We start from the raw sequence: 23,794 nt of genomic DNA, 5'->3' as shown, positions 1-23,794 counted from the left end.
GGTGACCGCATGGTGTATTTGAGTAAAGAAATGTGCCAGCTACTCAAGGCGTGGCGGAAAGAATGCGAGTGGGATAGGCAGCAGACCGCGAACGAAACTGTGGACGAGGATGACTACTTATTCCGTCAACCTAATGGAAAGCCTATGTGTCCCAGTACATTCACATATAGATTTAAACTGATTCTGAAAGCCAACAACCTGCCACTGGATTTGAATGTGCATAGCTTGCGCCACACCAATGCCAGCCTGCTGATTGCGCAGGGCGTGGATGTACGAACGGTGGCTAGTCTATTGGGTCATGCACAGGCAAGTACAACGCTGGATATTTACGCCCATGCATTCGACAAGAACAAGCGCAAAGCGCAAGAAAAACTTGGAAAGGCGATTGGATTATGACGAGAAAAATCAAGCTGACACGCGCAAACAAAAGTATCCTGCTGAAAGCACTTGCACCTTATTACTACCGAGAGAAAGCGCTTGGGCATAGCACAGAAAAACCGGGGCGACTGATACTGAAAATCAATTCTCTCCCAGCTGATAAAAAGGCAAGTTTCTCCGCAGAAGAAATTTACCTTATGCGTACCACTGTAAATCAACTGAGAAATGAACGGCTGTCAAAAGGGCAGTACACCGATGCGGCAGATGATATGCTACTAAAATTATTCTAAAATCTGAATAAAAAAAGCGCATTGCAAAAGTACATTGCAATGCGCTTTTTTGTGTGCCCGAAGGGATTCGCCAAACCGCGCCCTAGAAACGCCCCACCGGGGCGTTTCTGCCCCGCGGGACGCAAAGCGCGGGGCACGGGCTGTTCGAATCCCTTCTTTTACTGCCCCATAAAATCCATGCAAAACAAAAAGAGCAGCACCCCATAAGGTGCTGCTCTTGGTGCAGTAAAGCAATCCAAATCCGAACCATATTTTACAACGGTTTGCAATGGGAAAATCAGCGAACAGCATTTAATTCTTTTCGTAAATCAGATGCCCACCGACCTATGGTTTTCGCCATAAGCTGGTGGGCATCTGTTGTTCTGGTTTATAATTCACTGATGGTTGCAGTAATGGGCTGCATGAGGATTCGCCTGACCGGGTTATATACTGCCAGAACCACCGCCGCCAGCACGACTACGACAATCACGGCAAGACAGCCCCACGGCACCTGCCACGCTGCACCGAAATAATGGGTGATGAGCAGGATATACAGCTTCCGATTCAGCACAAGACCCAGCGCAATGCCCACCACAAGACCGGACACCGCATAGGTGCCAGCTTCGGCAGAGATCATGCGTTTCAGCTGTGCATCATCCATCCCGATGGCACGTAGGATGCCATACTGCTTCATTCGTGCCGACACGCTCATGGAAATGCTGTTGATGATGTTCAGAATGGTGATTCCTGCAATCACGATGAGAAACGCATAGACCACCAGATGGAACGCCCAGTAGGTGCTTTGTATCATCCGATTTCCTTCGATTCGGTTGGAAAAAACAACCTGCTTGTTTAACGTGTCGCTCAGCAGGGTGTGTATTTGTGCAATGGCTGCGTCTGCTGTGGTATCTTTTAGTTGAATATCGATCACCGCATAGCGGTTTTGCCCGGTCAGCTGATGGAAGGTTTCTTCGGTGCAGATAACAATCGGGAAATCGGTACTACTGAACGGGCTGTCATTCAATACACCCACGACTGTGAGCTTTGCATCCTCCAGCTGAATGGTATCACCCACGGTCAGGGAGTTGCTTTTGTCGAATACCGTCAGCACAGGGTATGTGCCATCCTCCGGCTCCTGCGGAAGGGTTCCGCCAATCAGGTCTTTTTTCGCCCAGCCAAACTGTATAGTATCGTATGAAATCAGGTCGATGGACCCCTGTTTTCCCTGATATTCCGCCGGGAGCGGGCAATACATCCGCCCGAATGCGTGTTTGACTTCCGGCAGAGCTTCCAGCTGCTCCACTAGCACCGGGTCAAGGACATTTTGCCCGGATGTTTCAGCCACCGATAAGTCCGGTGCGTAGGACTGCACCGGATTCAGCGCAAATCCAACCCATCGAAGCAAAACCGAAAAGCTCAAAAACAGGAGAATGCTTAACGCAAAGGAACCTGTCATCAGAAGCAAGTTCTTTTTGGACGAGGTTGCATGGCTCACGCCCAAAGAGAGCTCTGCACGACTTCCAAACAACCGAGCATGACACGGAGAATCCGCTGCATTTTCCACCGCATTCCCAGTTGCTGCTGTGATCGGAGAAGCTTTTGCCGCCCGCCGTGCCGGAGAAGATGCCGCGAACCAAACCGTGATAAGTCCCAGCGCGGAACCACAGAGAATACCGACCGGGCTGATGCCAAGCACTGGTAAAGAGCTGAACTCCTCGCCGATAAATCCACGCAGAAAGGAACACAATCCCCATGTGGAAACGATTCCCAGCACACATCCTGCTGGAACAGCAGTTTTACACCAGAAAAGGGCTTCCAGCCGGACAAGCATCCGAACCTGATTTTTTCCTGCCCCAAGACAACGCAGCATTCCATAATAGCTGGTACGCTGAGCTACATTGCTGTTGATGCTGCCTGTGATCATAAAAATTCCGGCAAGGACGACCATGCCAGCCAACACAGCCGCTACCGCATATAAGCCTACAATATAATCGTTGTTGCTGCTTGCGTTCAACGCCATCAGGTAAGTATTTTCGGAGATTTTTTCTTCTGAAATTCCGTACTTGTTTTCGATGTTCACAATGGACTGCCGCAAATTGGTACGTGGCTTGAACTGGATGAAATACTGTGTTTCAAAGGATTCTTCTACCTGTGCGGCAATCTGAGAAAATGTACTGCGGTTCATCACCAGCACAACAGCATCATACTGGTTCGTATCGGAGGTATCCTCATTGAAACCTGCGACAGTAAGCGAAATGGTCTGTCCATCCGGGAGCGTCAGCGGAATCGCTGTGCCGACCGTAACATCCAGCCAATCCCGGATGTTTGCTGTCACGAGCACTTCGCCATCCGCCGGGGCAGTGCTACACTGCATTCCCGGAAAGATTTGAAGGATTGCATCATCTGCTCCTACCAGTGCGGCACGTTTATCTCCGGCAAAGTAGTTTTCCGTAAGGGAAGCGTTGATGTCGCTATACGCCGAAAATGCAGCAACATCCTCCTGTGCGGCAAGCTCTGCGGCTGTTTCAGGGGAGATGTCCTTTACCATGATATGCCAGTTTCCGTTTTTGTTCAGCTGGTTTGAGGTTTCCATCCGAATCGCCATATCTGCCATACTGAACACCGCCGTGACCAGAAACACCGCAAGGACGATGCACAAAATCGTCATGCGGTTCTGCCGTCTGCGTACCTTGGCAGAAATCGGGATCAGGCTCAGATAGCTTTTCATTTCTGTGCTGCTCATTCCCGGCACCTCCCAAAATCGGTCAGGCAGCCGTCCGATACCTGCAACACCCGGTCTGCCGTCTGCGCAATGCTGCGGTTGTGGGTGATCATCAGGATAGTCTGCTCGTATTTCCGGGATGTTTCTTTTAGCAGGGCAATGACCTCGCTGGTGTTCTGGGTGTCCAGATTGCCGGTCGGCTCATCCGCCAAAATCAGTGAAGGGCGGGTCATCAGGGCGCGGCCAATGGCTACCCGTTGCTGCTGCCCACCGGAAAGCTGGCTTGGCAGATGCTTCCGACGGTCTTTCAGATTCAGCACGGTCAGCAATTCTTCCAGATATGCCCTGTCCGGCTTTTGGTAGTCCAGCAGCACCGGGAACAGGATGTTCTGTTCTACGGTCAGTTCCGGGATGAGATTGAATGCCTGAAAGATAAAACCGATATTGCGGCGGCGGAAGATCGTCAGCTCCCGGTCTTTCATGGCAAAAACATCCTTGCCATCAATCAGCACCTTGCCGGAAGTCGGCGTATCCAGTCCGCCAATCAGGTTGAGCAGGGTGCTTTTGCCGGAGCCGGATTCGCCAACGACCGCGACATATTCGCCTTTCGGCACTGAAAAGCTAACATCTTTCAGCGCATGGACAGCGGTTTCTCCACTGCCGTAGGTCTTGCAGAGATGGTTGACTTCTAATAGTTCCATAGTGTATCCCTCACTTTGCAGGTTCCTTCGATTCAGACGGATTATCTCTGTCTGTGCAGAAAAGGATAACACGTCAACCTTACTGCAAGCCTACACTCAGCCTACAATTTTGTAGGAATCGGAAAATTCAGAGTAAAGGTCGTGCCCTTTCCCAGCTCGCTGTCTACTTCAATGGTGCCGTGATGGGCTTCCACAACGGCTTTTGCCAGCGGCAGACCCAGCCCGATGCCCTGTGTATCCTGTGAAAAGCGGCTGCGATAAAACCGTTTGAAGATATGGTACAAATCTTCCGGGTGGATGCCGCTGCCGTTGTCGCGCACTTTGATCTGAACCATGGACGGCAGTGCATTCCACTCTACCTGAATCGTATCTCCGCTCTTTGTGTGGTCAAGGGCATTCTTTACAAGATTGTCCACAGCTTCCTGCATCCAGTCACGGTCGCACCAAAGTGTAACCGCCTCTGAGCCGGACAGAACAAGCTTTTTCTGTTCCTGTTCTGCACGATAGTTATACTGCCGCGCAATGTCCTGCACCATTTCAGCAACATTTTCGTTTTTCTTCTCCAAGACGACCGAACCGGCATCCAGCCGGGTGATTTTGAGCAGATTCTGCACCAGCGTTTCGATGCGGTCCAACTCCTGTTCGGACAGGTCTGCAAACTCTTTGACCTCCGACGGCGAAACAGCTTCGTCCTGAAGCAGACCGTTGTAGATATTCAACGCCGCCAGCGGTGTTTTGAGCTGGTGCGAAATATCTGCAATGGTATTTTTCAAAAAACGCTTCTCCCGCTGCTCGTTGTCTGCGTGTGCGCTCAGAACTGCCGCCAATGCATTAACGGAGTGAAACAGACGGTAAAGTTCTCCCGCCCGGTCACAGTCCAGTCGTGCATCCGGGTTGCCATCCAGACAGCTTTGGATTTGCTGGACTGCCTGTTCCAGAAGCGCGCTCTGCCTTTGGAAATAGCGAAAAAGCACGCCCCAGAGGCAGCCGCCCAGCAGAAGAAAAACCAACAGTAATGCGAAAGAGAATGCGTGCGTCGTATGCCATACGATGCCCTGCGTGAGAGCCAATGCCACCGCCCAGACCGCCAGCACTGTCCGGAACAAAATCCGGATCTCCCGGTTTGCGAATACTTTCATACGGCACCTTTACCTATTCCATTTATAGCCCATGCCGCGGACAGTCAGCAGCATCTGCGGTTTGCCGGGGTCGTCCTCAATCTTCATCCGCAGCCGCCGGATGTACACTGTTAAGGCACTGCTGTCAATGTAATCCCCATCGCAGTCCCACAGTGCATCCAGAATTTGTTCCTTGGATAGCACGGCATTCGGATGCTGCATAAAGAAGCAGAGCAGCTTGTACTCTGCGCCGGTCAGTTCCAGCAAGATTCCGTTTTTGTACGCCTGTCCCTGCAACAGCCGGACGGTGATGCTGCCCGATTCCAGTACGGGTTCTCCTGCGCTGGACGCATTTGCACGGCGAAGCAGTGCATTGACCCGCGACAACAGGACACCCAGCTTGAACGGCTTGGTCAGGTAATCATCCCCGCCCATATCCAGTCCCATGATGATATTCATTTCCTCATCCGAAGCAGTCAGGAACAGAATCGGCACGTTGGATGTGTGCCGCACCTTCTGGCAGAAATCGAAGCCAGAGCCATCCGGCAGGGAAACATCCAGCACCAGCAGGTCATATTTCCTGTCTGACCACAGCACCTCGGCTTCTGCCAGCGTCCGGGCTGTATCCAGTGCAAAGCCCTGTTTATTGAATGCAAAGGTCAGCCCACTGATCAGGCTCAGATCATCTTCCAAAAGGAACAGTTTTCTCATGATTCCCTCTCTTTTCCGCGTTTTGTGTGTCCTACAGGTTCAAAAGCATTATAAGTTTTTTCTGCGAACATTACAATGTGCGAAACGGAAATTGTTTCTTGCCGTGTGTTAAATATAAGTCCTACTATCACCGCTTTACTGCGTAAAGTACATTGCAATGCGCTTTTTTGCGCCACGAAGAGATTCGCCAAGCCGCGCCCTAGAAACGCCCCACCGGGGCGTTTTCGCCTCGCGGGACGCAAAGCGCGGGGCACGGGCTGTTCGAATCCTCCCTTTTGCTGCTCCATAAAATCCATGCAAAACAAAAAGAGCAGCACCCCACAAGGTGCTGCTCTTGGTGCGACCGGGAGGATTCGAACCTCTGGCCTTCCGGGTCGGAGAACTACGACAGGGCGGTATAGACCGGCGTTGAAACGTGAATTTTGTTGGGTTTGCACAGCTATCGTAACGTACCGAAAAAGCCCGTTGTTGGTTATCACAACAGGCTTTTCTGGCGTTTTGTGGTGTCGCTGCACAGTAGTGGTCAAATGGTGGTCAGGGTACAGCGGAAGACATTATATTTTTGGCACATGAAGTAGCATATTTCACATAAGGTGATTATGTGCATAAAAACACTTAGGATTCAGTAACTAGTAATCGGTCAATTCCATTTGGAGGATCAATGTATCCAATGTTAAAGTATGCGTTAGAAAACAGAATTTGCAGCAGATTTTCTTTGTTATATTTAACTTCGTATTGATCAAATGTGCGTTGATCAATTAACGAATAATCGCAATATGGAATACGCCCACTTGTTACAATCATGTTCCCGCCGTACATTCTTTTGTGATCTTGCAAATATGTTTTATATCCATAATCATCCGCGCCTATATTGGATGTATCGTAATATGGGACAAATTGCCTTAGAACGGTTAAGCGTTGATATTTATGTGCAGAGACAAATATACGCTCAATATTATTGCAAATTAGGGTAGAATAGATTTCCTCAAAGGTTGTCAACGCATTAGCAATAGGAAACAAATTGACATTAACTCTATTTGAATCATTAACAAGAATGATTCTCCCTCGGACGCTTCCGTCAAACATGATTTCAAGAAAAGTATTTACGCCTGCTGCTGCCAATGATTGACTTCCATCTGAGCTTGTTATTAGAGTTTCCCAAAGTGAAATTTGAAACGAATTTCCTACTCGTGAAATAGTAAAGTTGTTTCCACAGCGAGACCGAATGAGTTCCGCAGCTTTTTTCAAATTCTTATGATCTTCGTTGAGAATCTTTAAATCTGAGCAAGTCAAGGAAAAACCAAAGTCGATATATCCACAAATGTTTTGAGGAAAAGAGTTTGTAATCCTTAAAAGTGGAAGTTCTATCTTGCTTTTTACTCTTTCTACCAGATTATGACGCTTCTCATCTAATTGAGCTAGGCGATATGAATCTTTTATAGGAAAAGAACCAGATCCCAGCCTCTCAAAAATTTGTCCTTTGTTTGTTACATATGGGGGATTTGTTCCTTCTTCTATTTTTATAATATAAATTTTCTTTCGACTTAAATTGAAACTTCGAACACTAAAAATAGGAGGAGGTGTAATCGAGTCGTGAATGGTTGCGTGTATTCGTTGCTCTGTCCACCTTTTGCAGCCACTAATAGACTTATCATCGTCGATTCCAAGAAGGATATAGCCGCCATATGTGTTTGCGAATGCACATATCTCTTTCACTAATTTGCTGGGTTCTTCATTGTCGCCTTTAAATTCAAAGAAAAAGTTTTCTTCACCATTTCGTTCAAGAAATTTGCGAATATCCAAAGATTTAAGTTCGTCCCAGTCTTTGTTGTTAATGTTAATCACGATGTAATCACACCAACCTTCAAGAAATTATATTCTGAAACAGTATCCTCAAAAAATCATCCACGCCGCCTGCAGCCTGAATTGTGGCAATCATTAAATCATCCGGGTCAACACAGGCAAAATCAATGACATATCCCGCATGGTGGGCAAGCTGCGAAAGAAAAACACGCTGGGTTCTGCCGTTGCCCTCTCGGAATGGGTGAAGCTCATTCGTTCGCTCGTAAAAGTCTACTATGGCAGAAATGAAGTGCGCTCTGTCTAAGCCTACAAGAAAATTCTGCTTTTTTAATCTGGCAAAGATGGCTTTCGCGGTGCTTTCAATTTGCGCAGCGGGGCAAAACTGTGTGCCTTTCTTTGAAATATCCACAGTGCGCGGCTTGCCCGCCCATTCGTATAAATCTTCAAACAAAAAGCGATGAATCGCACAGTAATGCGCAAAATCGAAACTTTCTGCTAAAGGTTTTTCTTCCCATAAAGCAGCCTTAGCCGGAACGATCGTACCTTCCACTGCGTCCAAATCCGTTTGATTATGAATGTCCAATAGATTTGTTAAAACAGCCGTGCCAGGATAGCACCCATCCTGCAAAGAATTCACTGCATAGTTTGCCATGGCATTTACCCTCGCTGCGCCCTGCGCCGTGCCAGAATTTCGGCAGCCAAGGTGCGGGCATCTACTTTGCCGTCCATCAGGCGGCGGCAGTCGGCGCGGGTCTGTTCGGTGACTTCATACCCCTCGATACGCGAAGAAACCAAAGCATTTTCCAATGCCTGTTCACGAGTAATTGGTGCCATATACAAAACCGCCTTTCGCTTTTTCATCAATTATATACGATAAGGCAACCAAATGCAATTTTTCTTGCAAAACTTCTTACCGCCTATTCCATAACCACCTGCATCAGCTTATCGTAGCTGTCCACCACATCGTAGACGACGCTGTCGTTGCTGATGGCGGCAAAGTGGGCTTTGGCGCATTGGATCTTTAGGTCCTCAACGCCGCGCAGCTCATTGCGGTCAAGCAGGGTCGTGCCTTTGGTTTCGGCAATAAAATAGATATGCTTGACCGTTCCCTCGTGGAAGGCGATCGCCCAGTCCGGGTTGTACTTGCCTACCGGCGTGCTGATGAAAAAGCTGCCGGGCAGCTTGACATACACGGCAATTTTGTCGCAAACATCCAGCTCGTGGGCAAAGCGGCGCTCGTTGTCGGAATCGTAAATCACATAATTGTACAGGCTGCGGTCAGCGGGCATGGCGTTTACGCCCTGTCTGCCGTGCAGGTTTGCCAGCATAAAGATGTCGGCGCTGTACGATTCCTCCAGCCTGTTGTAGGTGATATGCTCAATGATCATATCCGCCTTTTGGTTGTTGATGATTTTTCCCGCCTTGATGATAAAGTCCTCCGGGTTCAGCTTATATTGGGCAAACACAAGCGGGGCAATGCCCTGCAAAATGGAGGCAATCGTGGCGCGGGTCAAGCCGGTTTCCTCCACCAGCTTGCCCACAAGGTCGTAGCGCACATTGCCCAGTGCCACGCGGTCAGCAGCGTCCTGATCGTTGTGTCTTTTGACAAACGCCTGCCCATGCTCCAGCTGCTCGCGGGAGGTCAGCCTGGCGGTCTGCTCGCCGTATTCGGTTTTGACATACACCTTAGAAATATTCAGGTGGGCGTCCAGCTCCCGCACCGAACGGTCGATCAGCTCCTGCGTGTCAAAGGAAACGGTGTAAAAGGTTTTGCGGTTGATGCGCTGCCACAGCTTGGCAAATTCGCGGTCATGCAGCTTCTGCTCGTCCACTTTGGCTTGCACATTGTTGTCGTGGGCGTTCTCCGGGCGCAGTGCGCGGGGGTCGTAGATGCTGCTCAAAACCTGCATCACAGCGCCCTCGCAGCCCTGTACTTCCTCTGCCACCTGTACGGTGCCGGCGTCCTTGGCGGCGTAGTATTTATCAGTCAGTGCGCCGCGGTGTACATAGCCCTGCTGCACCAAGTCCTCATAGATCGCCGTGGCAAGTGTCGGCGTGATGGTTACCTGTGCGCCGTTGGTATCGGTCAGGATCTGCCCCGCAAACAACCCGGCATCCACGGCGCGCGGGCGTGTGGACATCGACTCTGCCAGCCCCTCCTGCAGGGCGGTGGCAAATTTGCCGAACGCCATATCGGTGATCAGCGTCAGCTTGTTCAGCTCCTGCACCTCGCTGCCCAATACGCTTTCGTCCATGCGCTCGCCGTTCTGGTTGACGCACAGGCGCAGACCGCGCCCGATTTCCTGACGGCTGCGGATTTCCGATTCGCCCTGCGTTTTCAGCGTGCAGATCTGGAACACATTCGGGTTATCCCAGCCCTCGCGCAGGGCCGAGTGCGAGAAGATAAACCGCACCGGCTCGTCCAGGCTCAGCAGTCGTTCCTTGTCGCGCATAATCAGGTCGTAGGCGTCGGTGTCGTCGCTGGTTTGGGTCTTGCGGTCAACCTTGCCCTCCACAAAGCGGGCTTTTTTGCCCTTTTTCTTGTCGATGGAAAAATACCCCTGATGGCTGCTGTGGGCGTCCATACGGTTCAGGTACGCCCAATAGGCGTCATCGCCCAGCTCGCGCTGCATTTCACTTACCAGTGCGGTGTATTCCTCCTCAAACATTTTGGCGTATTCGCCGTTGCGCCCATCATCGCTGTCGGTATCGTAGACGCGGTACTTGTCCACCTTGTCGATAAAAAACAGGCTCAGCACCTTGATGCCGCGGGGGTACAGCTCGCGCTCGCGCTGCAGGTGGGTGCGTATGGTTTCGCGTATCTGTACGCGGCGCTGCAGCTCCACCATCTGGGCGTTGCCGTGTATCTGCCCGGCGTAAAGCTTCAGCCCGTTCAAAAAGGTGACCGAGTTATCCCGCCCGTCAATACCGTCCTGCAAAATGACAAAGCGGTCGGCGTATTCCTGCAAGCCGCCGGACAGCGCAAACAAATCGTCGCCGCCATGCACTTTTTTGACCACGGTGCGGGTGCCTGCCGCGCCCTTGACCTCAAACCCCAGTCGTGCGGTGGGGGCTTTGTTTTTGTACAGGTCAATGCCCTCTACATACACATAGCCGTTGGTGGCGGTGGAGCCGGTCAGCGTAACGCCCAGCGCGGCAATGCGCTTGACAAGGTGCTGGTTGTAGGCGTCCATCGCATCCAGACGGTAGATCATATCATAGGCTTCGCGGTGGGTGGCAGAGTAGCGCAGCGTGAACAGCGGGTTGAACTTTTTCAGGCTCTCCTTCGTTTGCTTGCCCTCAACGCTTTGCGGCTCGTCAATAATCAGGATAGGGTTGGTTTTGGCAATGATGTCGATCGGTCGGCGGCTGCGGAAGGAATCCAACGCTTTGTCAATAATGCGCTGGTTTTTGCCGGAGTTGAACGCCTGCATATTGATGATCATCACATTGATGGCACTGTCGGACGCAAAACGGTCAACCTCCGGCAGATCGTCCGAGGTGTAGGTAAAAAAGCGTATCTTTTTGCCGTACTCGGCGGCAAAATGCTCCTGTGTGGTTTGCAGGGACTTGTACACGCCCTCGCGTATGGCAACTGACGGCACCACAACGATAAACTTGCTCCAGCCGTAGCGCTTGTTCAGCTCGTACATGGTTTTGACGTAGGTATAGGTCTTGCCGGTGCCGGTTTCCATCTCAATAGAAAGGTTGATGCCCGGCCCGGTCAGCGCGTCCGAGGGTTCAAGCCCGTTGTGGCGCTGCACGGCTTTTACATTTTGCAGCAGGCGCGCGCGGGTCAGCGCGGGGACAAAGGGCTGGTTGCGAAAGCCCACCTCGGTCAAGTCAAAGGACTGCTGCAGGTTGGCGGTATCGCCAAGGTCGATGCGGTAGGTCGTGGTGCAAAAGGGCTGCCCGGCAAACACATCGCATACGGCATCCGCCGCCTGTGCCTGAAACGGCTGGTATTTGAATTGCAGCTTCATCATATCACCCTGACCTTTGTATCGGGGGAGAGGTTCTTGAAAATCTCGGTCACATTGATTTTGTCCGCATCGGCGGCAAAGGCGCTGTCGCGGAAGATGACCTGCAGCGGTGCCTCGGCAGCCATAGTGCGGATGACGCTGTGCGGGATATGCTCGTCAAAGCAAGCCATCAGGGCGCCATTGTCCACGTTATGGATCGTGCAGCCGTCCACGGTGGTTGTGGTGTGGGGCAGGTGGATAGGCACGCCGCAGTCCAGCAGGCAGGCGTACAGCAGGTCAAGGTCGGTGCGGTCGGGCTTGATGTTGCTGACGGCTTCGCCCAGCATGGTCTGGGTAAATTCCTCCGGCTTATAGTAGACATCCCGCATATTGGAGGAATCGACGCGGAACACGCGGAAGCCGATGTCGAGGTCGGCATCGGGATGCTCAGTCTTGATTTTATCGCCCGCGCGGCGGATGCGCTCTTTGCCGATTTCGCAGATGTTTTTATACCCGGCTTTGTAGGCTTCGGATTTTTCATCGCAGGGTTCGGGCAGCTGCACCATAATGAATTTGCGGTGACCGCTGTCCTCGGCGTTCAGCTGCATGACCGCGTGGGCGGTGGTGGCAGAGCCAGAGAAGAAGTCGAGGATGGTACATTCTTTTTCCGTTGATGTCGCAGCTACAACGGCATCATAAACAGTCCATAAACTTTTTGGAAAAGAAAATTCACCGCCAGGAACAAGCTCTCCAACGATTTTTGTTCCATATTCATTGGCATCATATCTTTTATCTATCCAAATGGTTTTTTGGACCCCAAAGGTTTTCCCAATTTCTATTTCATAACCGGAAGAAGTTTTTTTTGCACGGAGCATATTGCTGATTTCATCAACAGATTGACGGGCGTAACGCCATTTACGCTCTATTCCATTTTTATCTATAGGGTATACCCAATATTCATCGTTGTGCTTTTCGGTTTGACATGGGTGAATTTCGTTTGGGGTAACAGAACCGAAGCCGATAATTGTATCGTCTTTTACAACGACCGGGTAAAAGCAGTTTTTTGCATCTGTGCGCTCAGATTCAGTACCCCAATTCCGAAATTGTGACCAAGTAACACTGTCCTCAGGGATTTTCTTATCGGCAATAGCTTTTATACTGTTGGGAAATACAAAAATTGCAAATTCGTGGATATAGGAGAAATTCTTTCCTTGAACGCCACGAGGATTATGAACAACGGGAACACTTACTACATCGTAGACACTCTCACTAAAAACTTCTTTAAGCAAAGTTTCCAAAGAAGCTTGTTCATTTTCATCTATGGCAACGACAAGTACGCCATCTTTTCTCAATAAATTTCTTGCAAGCAAAATTCTTTCATAAAACATGGTAAGCCATGCAGAATGAAATCGACCATATGTTCTTGGATTTGATACAAGCTTTGATCCGGATTCACTTATCTCTCCAGCTTGTTCATAGTAATCATCTCTATCGAGGGAAAAATCGTTTCTGTAAATATAGTTTTTCCCCGTATTATACGGCGGGTCAATGTAAATCATCTTCACTTTGCCGAGATAGCTCTCCTGCAAAATCTTCAGCGCTGCCAGATTGTCGCCCTCAATGTACAGGTTTTCGGTGGTGTCCCAGTTGCGGCTGTCGGCTTTGACCGGGCGCAGCGTTTCGGTGGTGGGGCGGGCGGCTTCCGCCATCGCTGCCTTTTTGCCTACCCAGCTGAACTCATACCGTTCGCCGCCTTCCACAATATCGCGGCTCAACAACTGTTTCAGCTTTTCAAAATCAATGCCCTTGCGCAGGGTGCCGTCCTCGCCGCGCATCTCAGTCACGGCGGCAGGAAACAGCGCCGCCAGCTTTTCAATATTTTCGGCCACACCGTCAGGGGTCGTCATTTTTACTTTGTCCATTGCTCGATCTCCTGTTGTAATTTTTTGATTTGCCGCCGCAGCTCCAGCTGGCGGGGCAGTTGTTTCTCACGCCGCATCTTCGCCGTCAGCTGGTTGATCTGCCGCTGCAATTTGTTCAGCATCTCGGTGCGCTGCACGCTTTGTGCCAGATCCTCCCCGGCGGCGCTTTGCAGGCTGTCCCCGGCGATATACCGCACAAAGCCCTCGTACAGGGCGTCCATATCCGCCGCCAGCAGGGGCAGGCAGACGGTGTCGGGCGCAAGCCAGCCGGTGGCGCAGCGCTGCCGCAGGGTAAAGCCGCCTCCGGGCGCGGCTTCCTTGTAGTTCATCAGCAAGCGAAGCATCCCGTCGGGGCGCGTCAGCACAAACAGAATATGGTACGGTATCTGCTTGTCCATCAGCTCGGTCACCTTGCCGTCCAGCGTGTCGCCCGCCAGCCGGATGCGGAACACTTCAATTTCCTGTACCCGCTGCCCGGCGGCAAGGTTCATCGTCTGCGGCGCTAATTTGTCCGCCCATGTGATGCTCTCGATCTGCTCGGTAAAGCAACGGCGCAGCTCCGGCGTGACGGTCAGGTTTGCGTAAAATTTCTGCTTGGGTATGCGGCGCTCAAACGCCGCCGAGGCGGGCAGGTTCAGCATAACGCGCCCTCCCTTACCACGATAAAGCAGATCAGTTCAAAATCGTCCAGCCCGGAAACCTTGTCCAGCAGGGCGGTTGTGCCGCCCGCCCGGAACAGGCTGTCCAGATCGCTGTCCGCCTTGGCGTCCACGATGGAAAGCACGGCATCCTCCAGCAGGTCTGAGTATTTCTGCATCTTGCGTCCGTCGTCGGTTTCGGCATTGAACGCCCGGCACAAAGCCTTGTCGGGCTGCTTTTGCCCGCGGCAAAGCTGACGCATGGCGTCCAGTATATCCTTGGGGCAAAGGTGGCTGTGCAGGGTCACGCCATCCTCATCCAGATAGACCAGATAATACGGGTGCAGGCGGTTGCGGTCATTGATATTGACCTCGTTATGTACATTTTTCAGCACAAACACCACGCCCGGCGGTGCGTCCGGCGTGGCGGCTGCTACTGCGCTGATGCCGCCCGGGCAGGTTTCCAGCTCGGGGTGATGCTTGGCGTATTCCAGCAATTCCATGCGGAATTCGTTCAGCCCCAAGTCGGTAATGGAAACGCCGCCGTGCATATCCTCAAGGTCCACGACCTCAGTGCGCAGGCGCTGCAGCTGCTCGCGCCGGTATTCCAGATCGCCCTTTTCCTCGGGGCTTAAGGGGTTGTCGTCGCCCGTGCTGGAAAGCACCAGCGCCTTCATGCGGGTTTCTACGCGGGCGCGCAGGTCGATGTAGGCGTCCAGCTGCACGTCAGGCCAGAAGTTTATCATCTGGATAACGACATTCCGGCTGCCGATACGGTCAATACGCCCGAACCGCTGCACCAGCCGCACGGGGTTCCAGTGGATGTCATAGTTGATGACGCAGTCGCAGTCCTGCAGGTTTTGACCCTCGCTGATGCAGTCAGTGGCAATCAGAATGTCAATGTCGGGACCGTCGGGCATCAGCGCGGCGCGGTCCTTGGAAACGGGCGAAAAACAGGTCAGCACATTGTTGAGGTCGGCTTTGAATTTCGGTACCGTGCTGCGCCCCTCCACCGAGCCTGTCACCAGCGCCGTGTGCAGCCCGAAGTTGCGCAGCATATACGCGCCGACCTGCTCATACAGATACTGTGCCGTGTCGGAAAACGCCGTAAAAATCAGCACCTTGCGGTTGTCCTTGTTCAGCGGCTCGCGCTGCTTTTCGGCAAGGGTTTGCAGCAGCGTTTGCAGCTTGCTGTCATGCCCGGGCGTGATGTCCGCCACCATACCCAGCAAAAGCTGCAGTGTTTCAAAATCGGTCTGCAAATCGCGCTGCCATGTCAGATAATCCATATCCTCCAGTGCGATTTTTACCTTGCGCCCCACCGTGAACAGGTCGCTTTCCATATCGTCGGCATCAAAATCCGCCGCCCCGGTCAGGTCCTTCAACTCAATGATTTTGTGGGGGTCGTAGGTGTGGATCGTGTCCAGCGTGGCGGCAATCATATCCCGGATGCGCTGCAGGGTCAGCCGGAACGAATGTACCGAGCTTTCCAGCCGCTTGAGCAGATTGATGCTCATCAGGCGGCGGATACCCTCCTCACGCCCTGCCTGCGTCAGACTGTTTTTGCCCTCATGGTTCAGGTCGGCGTATTTTTTCAGCCGGCTGGGCAGAATATAATTGGACGGCGTGTAGATGCTTAATGTCAGGCTTAAAATCAGCTCGTAAATTTCATCGTAGGTGATGGCGTTGTTCAAATCGGTCAGCGGCGGCTGCTTGGTCACGGGCGGCAGCCGGGTGGGAAAATTGCCGATTTCCTCGATGTTATAATATTTTTCAATGTGCTGGCGGGAGCGTGCAATGGTCACGGCATCCAGAATCTCAAAAAAGTCGAAGTCCAGCATACGCATCAGCTGCTCGGTTGTGCGCTGGCTGGGGGCGAGCTTGCTCCATGCGTTAAACTGCTTTTGTGCCGAGCGGAAGATCTCCTCCACGCTGCGGTTGGTGTCCAGCTTGTCCTTCCACGCGCTGCTGTTGCCCTCATACGCCAGCGCCAGCTGGTTGCGCAGGTCATAAAAGCGGTTGTTGACCGGCGTGGCGGAAAGCATCAGCACGCGGGTACGTGCACCGGGGCGGATGACCTTGTTCATCAGCTTTGTGTAGCGGTTGGACTTGCCGTCGTCGTCCACATCGCCGCCGTTGCGGAAGTTGTGGCTTTCGTCAATCACAACAAGGTCGTAGGCTGCCCAGTTCAGCTTGCTCAAATCAGTTTCGCCGGAAAACCCCTGCTCGCGGCTTAAATCGGTGTGGTACAGCACATCATAGCGTAAGCGGTCCCCTGCCAATGGGTTGTTGCGGTAATTCGCCTTGTAGGTTATCCAGTTGTCCGACAGCTTTTTGGGGCAGAGAACGAGGACGCGCAGGTTACGGTTTTCGTAGTACTTGATGACCGCCAGCGCGGTAAAGGTCTTGCCCAGACCAACACTGTCTGCCAGAATGCAGCCGTTGAACTGCTCCAGCTTGCTGATGATGGCAAGGGCGGCGTCCTTCTGGAAGGTATACAGCTTGTTCCAGACGATGCTTTCCTTAAAGCCGTTGGTGTCGCTGGGCAGGTCGTCCTCGCTGACGTGTTCGAGAAAATCCCCGAAAATATTGTACAGCGCAAAAAAGTAGAGAAACTCCGGGCTGTTTTCCTGATAGGCGGTGGTGATGCTTTCCAGCACGGTGTCGGTGACATCCTGCAGGCGCTGCTTGTCGTTCCAGATCGTGTTGAACAGCTCCAGATATTGTGTGCTTTGGGGCGCATCAATGCGGTTGATCATGGTAAACAGGCTGTTGCCGCGCTCACAGCCCAAGTCGGCGCGGGTAAAGCCGTTGACCGGAGCATAGGTCACCGGTTCGGCGCTGTCGATGGTCATAAAATTGGGGATGCCCTCGGCGGTTTGGTTGGATTTGAAGCAGACCTTGCGGCGAATCCAGTCGGCACATTCGCGGGAGATGGCTTTCTGGCTGAAATCATTGCGCAGCCGTATCTCAAATTCGCTGCCGTGCAGGGCTTTTTCGCGGTTGCGGCGGGGAATGTAGAACTCCCGCCGTGCCTTGGCGGTCTTTTCCTGCAAAAAAGTCGGGGAGGTAAACAGAAAGCGCAGCTCGTCGATGTTTTCCAGCTGGGCTTTCAGCTCCTCATACGCATAAACCGAAAAGCACGCTGCCGCAATGGAAACGCGGCTGTCGCGCTGCATCGTCACGCGCAGATCATCCACCAATTTTTCGCTCAGGTTGTCGATGAGTTTCATGGGACACCTCGCTGAAAAGTGCTAAGAATCTTGTCACATTTTACTATATATAATAAGAATAATACCACTTATAACGCCGCGTTGCAAGAATCATACAGCTTTTCTTTTCGCATCACATGAATCTTGTACAATAATAAGTGGGGTGATAGAAATGATTGGTGAACGCCTTGCGGCAATTCGTGGCGATAATGATGAAACGCAGGCAGAACTTGCAGAAAAATTAAGCGTGTCTGTATATACTGTGCGCAGTTGGGAGCGCAATGCCAGCGCACCGTCCAATGAGATTCTGGTGCAGATCTGCAAAATGTACGGCGTGTCAGCGGACTATCTGCTGGGTCTTGCCGATTACGACCCGGATTACACCCGCCGCCTGCACCAAGCAAAATTTACCGAGAGCGAGCGCCGGGAACTGAAAGAATACGAACAATATCTGTTGTGGAAACGCAAACACTAAAGCCGCCGGTATCACACGATACCGACGGCTGTTGCTTTCCTATAAGATTCTGTTAAATATCCTCAAGGTTGAATTTGTGCTGTATGGTGCCTCCGCACCTGATATAGACGCCATATTTGCTACGCGCGGCACTTAGTGAAACACCACATGGGGGGCCGTGGAAAAGATAAGCGTTGTTATCATTTACATCGATCCGCCACCGGTGGATTATCATCTCAAATTGTGAATGCGCTGTAAATAATTAGCACTTGCCATTGACAGACTGCTAATTGTCGGCGTATATTAAACTTACAGATTTATTCTGTACCAGCACCTTTACAACTGAATACACAGCATAACAGGTACTTTACTTTCCCGGTGGGGCGCACAGCAAGGTCAAGGCAGACCCTAACCCACGGCGGGGAGAGGACATAATGATACTCCAGATGCCCCACAGCTTCAGATGGGGTGACCGCGCTTGGGTTGTAAGAAGTAAGACCCTTGCAGAGTCAGTGTACGGTCGTCGTCAGCGGCTTGCCTGTTATGTTCCCATGTCTGGGGGCAAGCGGCAAATTAGACATTTTTCTTCAGCATTTATTTTGATGTACGCGGTTTCTTTTATTATTTACATGACCGTGTGATTGACGCTAGTATGCGTATTATTTGATTTTTATTGAATTTACATCAAGATTTGCGGGGAAAGTGTACCCTCACGCCCGGATAGAACAGAGATAATATATAAAGAGCTCGGAGGACCTTACCAAATCGGTAAGGTCCTCCGGGCTCTTTTTTCTCCCCCCGGAAAGTGTATTCAAGAGGGTTACACAGAATAACGATACAGCACGGAAAGGTAGTGAACTTATGATTAGACCAATTCTGAGAGATTGTGCGAAATACGCACGAGGACCGCCGAAGTGAATCAGAACTGATTCACTTTGGGGTAGTAAAACCGAAAAAGTGAATCAAATCTGATTCACTCCCAAATCCTGCCCAAACGCGCCCCGTGTGGGGCTGATAGCACACATCGGACACGGGCGCAAGGGCTCTCACAAAACCAAAATTTGGCGCGTTTGTGGGGGCGTGGGGCAGCGTGAGCCGTACAACTTAACACTAGAGAGTAAAACTTACTACACACAAAATTACGATACTATGAGATAATAGATATATGCCAAACAAGAAAGGATGATGCAAATGACTTTTACAAAACTTCCAAAGGCAATCTCCGCAGAAGAACTGCTCTCCACGCCGTTACCGCCGGTCAAGTGGATCATTCCCGGTCTGCTCCCAGCCGGATTGGCGCTGTTTGCAGGTCCCAGCAAGGCAGGCAAAAGCTGGCTGACCTTGTGGCTATGTTTGCAGATTGCGCAGGGTAATCCTGTCTGGAATCGAGAAATAGAGCCACGCACCGTGGTTTATTTCTCGTTGGAAGATACATTTAACCGTCTGCAAAACCGCATTTTCCAGCTAATTGACGGCGGCGATGCCCCGGAGCGATTGATTCTTCAAACCGAATGTCCGAGTATTGGGCAGGGCTTAGAGGAACAGGTAGAATCTTTGATTCATACATACTGCGATGTTGGCTTGATTGTCATCGATACACTTCAAAAAGTGCGTGTGAGCGATGGAAACGGCGGGATGTATGCAAACGACTATAAAGAAGCGGGGGCATTGAAAAAGATTGCCGACAAGTATGGCATCTGCATATTGCTGATTCACCACTTGCGCAAGCAAACTGCATCCGACCCATTTGACCAGATTTCAGGCTCCACAGGTCTTATGGGTGTGGCAGATACCAGTTGGGTTATGCAGCGCAAGCGAATGAGCCAAACTGCTGACATTTTGCTTACCGGACGCGATATGGACGATAGAACGCTGCATTTGCGGGAAGAAAATTGCATCTGGACTTTGGAAGATGAAGAAACCGCAGAGGAACGAGAGATCAAGGCTGTGCCGGACTACTTGTGGAAAGCGGCGAAGTACATCGAAAGTGTCGGAAACTGGCAGGGAACAGCCTCCGAGTTGCTTGCAGCGGCAGGTATTGAAAATGCCAAGCCGAACCAGTTCACTTACAATATGGCCAAGTATTTTGATAAAGTATTTGAACCGAAAAACATCCGATATAAAACCCATCGAAAAAACAAGGTTCGCCTTTTGAACTTCTATGGTGACGATGGTGACGGTGGTGACGATGATATTGACATAACTCAATTATCGGGGTGGGGTATCCCAGAAAGAACGTCACCATCGTCACCATCGTCACTCGGAGCGCTTGAGGGAAGCAAGCATGGGCGAAGTGTTGCCACAGGGCAACCCGCCGAAAAGCCTACGGGGACAGCCCCGAACCCCTGTGAGGCTGCAAGCGCATGAGGAACAGAACGGTTGGAATCAATGTCCGGGTCACCGTTACCGAAAAGAAAAAGGTGACGATGTTGGCTAAAAAGTGTGGCTTGTCACTCTCGGAATACTTACGCCAGCGGGCGCTGGGATATGAACCGGGCGGGCATCCGCCCAAGGAGGTATTTGATGTATTGGATAGACTTGATGAAATTGCAGAAGGCTGTTCACCTACAACGAGTGCTGAAATCGGCACTTGTGCTGACCGCTTGAGGGATTTGCTCATTGGCGGTAACTAAGATCTGGGCAATCAAGGACAGCCTGCAGCGCGTCCTTGACTATGCGGCCAACCCGGACAAAACCGAATACGATGCTCTTGCCCAAACGCTGCACTATGCGGAGAACGATGCCAAGACCAAGCTGAACGAGAGTGCCCAGCTTGTCACCGGTATCCATTGCAGGGCAGACCATGCGTGGGAGGATATGCGGACCGTACAGGAACGTTTTGGTAAAACAGACGGCGTGGTGGCGCTCCACGCCTACCAAAGTTTCCGCGAGGGTGAGGTAACCCCAGAGCAGTGCCATGAGATCGGCGTGGCGCTGGCCCGCAAAGTTTGGGGCAAGCGCTTTCAGGTGCTGGTCGCCACCCACATGAACACGGATAACCTGCACAACCACTTTGTCATCAATTCTGTGTCTTATGTGGACGGCAAGAAATACGAGCAGCGCCGCAGCCAGTATGCCGAGTTCCGGGCAGCATCCGACAAGCTGTGCCGGGAGTACGGTCTGTCGGTGGTGGAGCAGCCCAAGGCCAAGGAACCGGCGCGGTACGCCCGGATGCGCGAAGCCATCGACCAAGCCTGTGAGGATGCCAGTACCGCCGAGGATTTTCACAGAGCGCTGTATCGGCAAGGGTATATTTTCGGCAGTGACCCCAACCGAAAGTATGCAACGATCCGGGCACGGGATGGTGGTCGAGCCGTGCGGCTTTATAGGCTGGGAGAAGAATACGATCTCGCAGCCATAGATGACCGACTGCGCGGAAATTACCTGTTGTACGGACCAAGGCTGTATGAACGGAAGCACCCGCCCCGGCAGTATACGCCGAAACGGTATCGCTCCAAGGATACCTATGCGGGAAAAGGTGTTCTCCAGATTTTCTTCGAGGTATTCTTCGGGAAATCTCAGATGCATCGCTTGTATCTGTACTACTGTTATCAGCTGGGTATCCTGCCCAAGAAGCAGCAGCCACGCATCAACCGCCCGGAACTGGAGCGCATCTGGAAAGACACCGAGAAAATCCTTGCAGAACACGCTTTTGTTCACGACCACAAGTTTCCCTCTTTGCAGGCAATCGTGGATTACCGTATGGTCTTATCCAGGCAGATAGAAACCCTTGCCGCGCAGCGGGCGGAAATCGTTAAGCAGATGCGCCGGAAGGATGCTCCGCAGGAACTGGCAGACCGTCGTGCAGTGCTTACCTGTAAGATTGCTGAACTCCGCAAAGAGGATAGAATCGCAGACGGTGCTATCAAACGCATCCAAAGAACACGCGAATCCAACCGCATAGACCAAGAAAACCGAAATCAACATACAAACAATAAAACCCGCAGCCGAGATTCTTCTCGCCAGCGATAAGGAGGCACAATGGCTTACATTAAGAAAAAATCCGAACGAAAATTCAAAATCACAGTCTGCAACGGCTATAAGGTCAATGGTCAGAAGCGAATGAAAGCGCAGACTATCACCGTGCCATCATCTGTGCCAAAGCGCGGCATCCAGCAATATGTCATGGCAGAGGCTGAGCGCATTGAGAAAAAGTTCAAGTATGGCGTTGAAGAAAGCGACCAGACCCACTTTGAACAGTACGCCGAAAATTGGCTTAAGCGGCAGGAACCGTTTTTCAAAGCTACCACCTATGCAGGGTACAAACGCAATCTGGATATTGTTTACCCGCTGATTGGCGGTATTCCGCTTGCAAAGCTGCTCCCCATGACCCTAGAGGAAATGCAATGGAGGGACATAACCGGTGCTTGTGAACTGACCGTCCGCCGTTCCCGTAGCTGCGCATCCGGGCAGATTGTTGAGAGCGACACCAAGAGCCATCGGGAACGGATTGTAACCATTCCGCTGGGGATATGGGAGCTTCTGATGGCGCTGCGACAGCAGCAGGTGCTGCATAGCGGCGTTCCGGATAGAGAGCAGCCGATTTTTACAGACCCCGATGGTCATGTGCCGCACCCGGATACTTTTACACGGCATCTGCGCAAGTTATATAAAAAGTGTGGGCTATCGGAAGATTATCACCTGCACACCCTGCGGCATTTCTACGCAACGTACTTGCTACAGGAAGGCACCAGTAAACAGGTGGCGGCATCCCTGCTGGGTCATGCGGATACGACGTTCTTGGAACGCACCTACTGCCACCCGCAGGACGTGGCGAAGCGTCAGGCCGCAAACCTGATGCAAGATTTGTTGAACAACCAAAATCCGTGCTATGTTGCATTTATGAAAAATAAGAATAGAAAAGCCAAGAAGGCAGGTTAAATAAACAGCGGCACCGTCAGCGATGACGGTGCCGTTTTTGTCAGTAATAGGTAGATTTTAGGGCGAAAGATTGTTGGGTGTGGTGATAGCTTTCTGTCGCAGTTGTCGGTATGCTTTGTAGTACCGCAGGTCAATGAAATAACACTAAGGAGCGTTGAAAACAATGGCGTCTATCAGAAAACGCGGCAGTAATAGCTATTTGATTGTAGTATCTCGTGGGTATGACTACGAAGGGAACCGACTAAAATCTGTGCAGAAAACGGTCAAGCCACCCAAGGAGTATACTCCCAAGCAAGCGGAGAAGTGGGTAAAGGAGCAGGCAATTCTATTTGAACGCGAGGTTCAACATACACCTGAACCCATCAACCGCAGCATTACACTGGTAAAGTACATTGAGCATTGGGCGGCTGATGTTGGACCGAAGAAGCTGGCTGACTCCACATTTCGACGCGACGAACAGGATATTCGCAGAATCTTGCCAGCACTGGGTAACTACAAACTGACGGATTTGCGCAAGGAAGTCATCCGAGATTTTTACGAAGAAATGCGGCACAGCCCGCGTTTGGACGGCAGAGGAAATCTATCCGAGAAGTCAGTCGAAGGCTTACACAACACGCTGTGCGGCATCCTATCGGCGGCTGTGGACGAGGGATATCTTACTCACAATCCCGCATGGAGATGTTACAAACCGAAAGGACAAAAGAAAGAGCGCCCGGTGGCTGACGAGGAAACCGTAAAGAAACTGATTACAGCGTTTGAAGGTCAGAGTATGAAGTACGAAACCTATTTCAAGCTGGTGCTGGCAACCGGGCTACGTAGGGGAGAAGCCTGTGGGCTGAAATGGAGTGACATTAACTGGAAAAAGCGTACCATTCATATACAGCGGGGTGTGGTAAAGTTAAGCCACCAAGAATCCATCACGAAAGACCCTAAGACGACCAGTGGTGACCGCATGGTGTATTTGAGTAAAGAAATGTGCCAGCTACTCAAGGCGTGGCGGAAAGAATGCGAGTGGGATAGGCA

Annotated in this window: 19 protein-coding genes; 8 read left to right on the top strand and 11 right to left on the bottom strand. The window is 51.5% G+C overall.

The window, feature by feature from the left end; genetic code table 11:
- Positions 1-396, top strand: a 396-nt coding sequence (locus tag GPK89_RS08590; RefSeq protein WP_215692469.1) for a tyrosine-type recombinase/integrase, incomplete at its 5' end; no start/stop codon positions are given.
- Positions 393-668, top strand: coding sequence for a hypothetical protein (locus tag GPK89_RS08585; protein ID WP_215692468.1), 276 nt, complete (start codon positions 393-395; stop codon positions 666-668). The genes GPK89_RS08590 and GPK89_RS08585, both read left to right, overlap by 4 nt.
- 367 nt (positions 669-1,035) lie before the next feature.
- Here the strand turns inward: GPK89_RS08585 and GPK89_RS08580 are convergent, their stop codons facing one another.
- The 11 genes from GPK89_RS08580 to GPK89_RS08530 form a co-directional block, all read right to left on the bottom strand.
- Positions 1,036-3,390, bottom strand: a complete 2,355-nt coding sequence (locus GPK89_RS08580) for an ABC transporter permease (protein ID WP_215692467.1) — start codon at positions 3,388-3,390, stop codon at positions 1,036-1,038.
- Positions 3,387-4,070, bottom strand: a complete 684-nt coding sequence (locus GPK89_RS08575; RefSeq protein WP_005942816.1) for an ABC transporter ATP-binding protein — start codon at positions 4,068-4,070, stop codon at positions 3,387-3,389. Before GPK89_RS08575 ends, GPK89_RS08580 begins: the two co-directional genes overlap by 4 nt.
- 101 nt (positions 4,071-4,171) lie before the next feature.
- A complete protein-coding gene (locus GPK89_RS08570; protein ID WP_215692466.1) occupies positions 4,172-5,209 on the bottom strand; it encodes a sensor histidine kinase in 1,038 nt (345 codons plus the stop codon).
- Positions 5,210-5,218: 9 nt separating this feature from the next.
- Positions 5,219-5,899 (bottom strand): response regulator transcription factor, encoded by a 681-nt coding sequence (locus tag GPK89_RS08565; protein ID WP_215692465.1) that lies wholly within the window; start codon positions 5,897-5,899, stop codon positions 5,219-5,221.
- 615 nt (positions 5,900-6,514) lie between these two features.
- Positions 6,515-7,744, bottom strand: coding sequence for an AlbA family DNA-binding domain-containing protein (locus GPK89_RS08560; protein WP_215692464.1), 1,230 nt, complete (start codon positions 7,742-7,744; stop codon positions 6,515-6,517).
- 19 nt (positions 7,745-7,763) lie between these two features.
- Positions 7,764-8,354 carry a Fic/DOC family protein gene (locus GPK89_RS08555; protein WP_215692463.1) on the bottom strand — a complete coding sequence of 197 codons (591 nt, stop codon included), beginning with the start codon at positions 8,352-8,354 and terminating at the stop codon, positions 7,764-7,766.
- A 5-nt stretch (positions 8,355-8,359) separates the two neighbouring features.
- Complete coding sequence (locus tag GPK89_RS08550; RefSeq protein ID WP_215692462.1) at positions 8,360-8,536, bottom strand: antitoxin VbhA family protein; 177 nt, start codon at positions 8,534-8,536, stop codon at positions 8,360-8,362.
- Positions 8,537-8,619: 83 nt separating this feature from the next.
- Positions 8,620-11,688, bottom strand: a complete 3,069-nt coding sequence (locus GPK89_RS08545) for a type III restriction-modification system endonuclease (protein WP_346344843.1) — start codon at positions 11,686-11,688, stop codon at positions 8,620-8,622.
- Positions 11,685-13,586 (bottom strand): site-specific DNA-methyltransferase, encoded by a 1,902-nt coding sequence (locus GPK89_RS08540; RefSeq protein ID WP_215692461.1) that lies wholly within the window; start codon positions 13,584-13,586, stop codon positions 11,685-11,687. Before GPK89_RS08540 ends, GPK89_RS08545 begins: the two co-directional genes overlap by 4 nt.
- Positions 13,574-14,227: a DUF4391 domain-containing protein gene (locus GPK89_RS08535; RefSeq protein ID WP_215692460.1), complete on the bottom strand. Its 654-nt coding sequence runs from the start codon at positions 14,225-14,227 to the stop codon at positions 13,574-13,576. The genes GPK89_RS08540 and GPK89_RS08535 overlap by 13 nt, the downstream gene beginning before the upstream one ends.
- Complete coding sequence (locus GPK89_RS08530; RefSeq protein ID WP_215692459.1) at positions 14,221-17,457, bottom strand: helicase-related protein; 3,237 nt, start codon at positions 17,455-17,457, stop codon at positions 14,221-14,223. Before GPK89_RS08530 ends, GPK89_RS08535 begins: the two co-directional genes overlap by 7 nt.
- 151 nt (positions 17,458-17,608) lie before the next feature.
- On the opposite strand from GPK89_RS08530, the gene GPK89_RS08525 reads away from it, so the two are divergent.
- From GPK89_RS08525 to GPK89_RS08500, 6 genes are all read left to right on the top strand, one after another.
- The gene (locus GPK89_RS08525) at positions 17,609-17,911 is read left to right on the top strand and encodes a helix-turn-helix domain-containing protein (protein ID WP_215692458.1); all 303 of its coding nucleotides are present in this window, start codon (positions 17,609-17,611) and stop codon (positions 17,909-17,911) included.
- 1,170 nt (positions 17,912-19,081) lie between these two features.
- Positions 19,082-20,257: an AAA family ATPase gene (locus tag GPK89_RS08520; protein WP_215692457.1), complete on the top strand. Its 1,176-nt coding sequence runs from the start codon at positions 19,082-19,084 to the stop codon at positions 20,255-20,257.
- Positions 20,254-20,523, top strand: a complete 270-nt coding sequence (locus GPK89_RS08515) for a plasmid mobilization protein (RefSeq protein ID WP_215692456.1) — start codon at positions 20,254-20,256, stop codon at positions 20,521-20,523. Before GPK89_RS08520 ends, GPK89_RS08515 begins: the two co-directional genes overlap by 4 nt.
- A complete protein-coding gene (locus tag GPK89_RS08510; protein WP_215692455.1) occupies positions 20,510-21,862 on the top strand; it encodes a relaxase/mobilization nuclease domain-containing protein in 1,353 nt (450 codons plus the stop codon). The genes GPK89_RS08515 and GPK89_RS08510 overlap by 14 nt, the downstream gene beginning before the upstream one ends.
- Positions 21,863-21,871: 9 nt before the next feature.
- A complete protein-coding gene (locus GPK89_RS08505) occupies positions 21,872-22,771 on the top strand; it encodes a tyrosine-type recombinase/integrase (protein WP_215692454.1) in 900 nt (299 codons plus the stop codon).
- Between the two features lie 163 nt (positions 22,772-22,934).
- Positions 22,935-23,794, top strand: an 860-nt coding sequence (locus GPK89_RS08500; protein ID WP_215692453.1) for a tyrosine-type recombinase/integrase, incomplete at its 3' end; no start/stop codon positions are given.

The organism is Gemmiger formicilis (assembly GCF_018784445.1).
Classification (GTDB): Bacteria; Bacillota; Clostridia; order Oscillospirales; family Ruminococcaceae; genus Gemmiger.
This window is presented reverse-complemented; position numbering and strand designations above follow the sequence as displayed.

What these genes read in the sequence shown, in the direction of transcription:
- GPK89_RS08520 (WP_215692457.1), top strand. Translation starts at nt 19,082, where the DNA reads ATGACTTTTACAAAACTTCCAAAGGCAATCTCCGCAGAAGAACTGCTC.
- GPK89_RS08515 (WP_215692456.1), top strand. Translation starts at nt 20,254, where the DNA reads ATGAGGAACAGAACGGTTGGAATCAATGTCCGGGTCACCGTTACCGAA.
- GPK89_RS08565 (WP_215692465.1), bottom strand. Translation starts at nt 5,899, where the DNA reads ATGAGAAAACTGTTCCTTTTGGAAGATGATCTGAGCCTGATCAGTGGG.
- GPK89_RS08545 (WP_346344843.1), bottom strand. Translation starts at nt 11,688, where the DNA reads ATGATGAAGCTGCAATTCAAATACCAGCCGTTTCAGGCACAGGCGGCG.
- GPK89_RS08540 (WP_215692461.1), bottom strand. Translation starts at nt 13,586, where the DNA reads ATGGACAAAGTAAAAATGACGACCCCTGACGGTGTGGCCGAAAATATT.
- GPK89_RS08535 (WP_215692460.1), bottom strand. Translation starts at nt 14,227, where the DNA reads ATGCTGAACCTGCCCGCCTCGGCGGCGTTTGAGCGCCGCATACCCAAG.
- GPK89_RS08530 (WP_215692459.1), bottom strand. Translation starts at nt 17,457, where the DNA reads ATGAAACTCATCGACAACCTGAGCGAAAAATTGGTGGATGATCTGCGC.
- GPK89_RS08585 (WP_215692468.1), top strand. Translation starts at nt 393, where the DNA reads ATGACGAGAAAAATCAAGCTGACACGCGCAAACAAAAGTATCCTGCTG.
- GPK89_RS08525 (WP_215692458.1), top strand. Translation starts at nt 17,609, where the DNA reads ATGATTGGTGAACGCCTTGCGGCAATTCGTGGCGATAATGATGAAACG.
- GPK89_RS08550 (WP_215692462.1), bottom strand. Translation starts at nt 8,536, where the DNA reads ATGGCACCAATTACTCGTGAACAGGCATTGGAAAATGCTTTGGTTTCT.
- GPK89_RS08555 (WP_215692463.1), bottom strand. Translation starts at nt 8,354, where the DNA reads ATGGCAAACTATGCAGTGAATTCTTTGCAGGATGGGTGCTATCCTGGC.
- GPK89_RS08570 (WP_215692466.1), bottom strand. Translation starts at nt 5,209, where the DNA reads ATGAAAGTATTCGCAAACCGGGAGATCCGGATTTTGTTCCGGACAGTG.
- GPK89_RS08505 (WP_215692454.1), top strand. Translation starts at nt 21,872, where the DNA reads ATGGCTTACATTAAGAAAAAATCCGAACGAAAATTCAAAATCACAGTC.
- GPK89_RS08575 (WP_005942816.1), bottom strand. Translation starts at nt 4,070, where the DNA reads ATGGAACTATTAGAAGTCAACCATCTCTGCAAGACCTACGGCAGTGGA.
- GPK89_RS08580 (WP_215692467.1), bottom strand. Translation starts at nt 3,390, where the DNA reads ATGAGCAGCACAGAAATGAAAAGCTATCTGAGCCTGATCCCGATTTCT.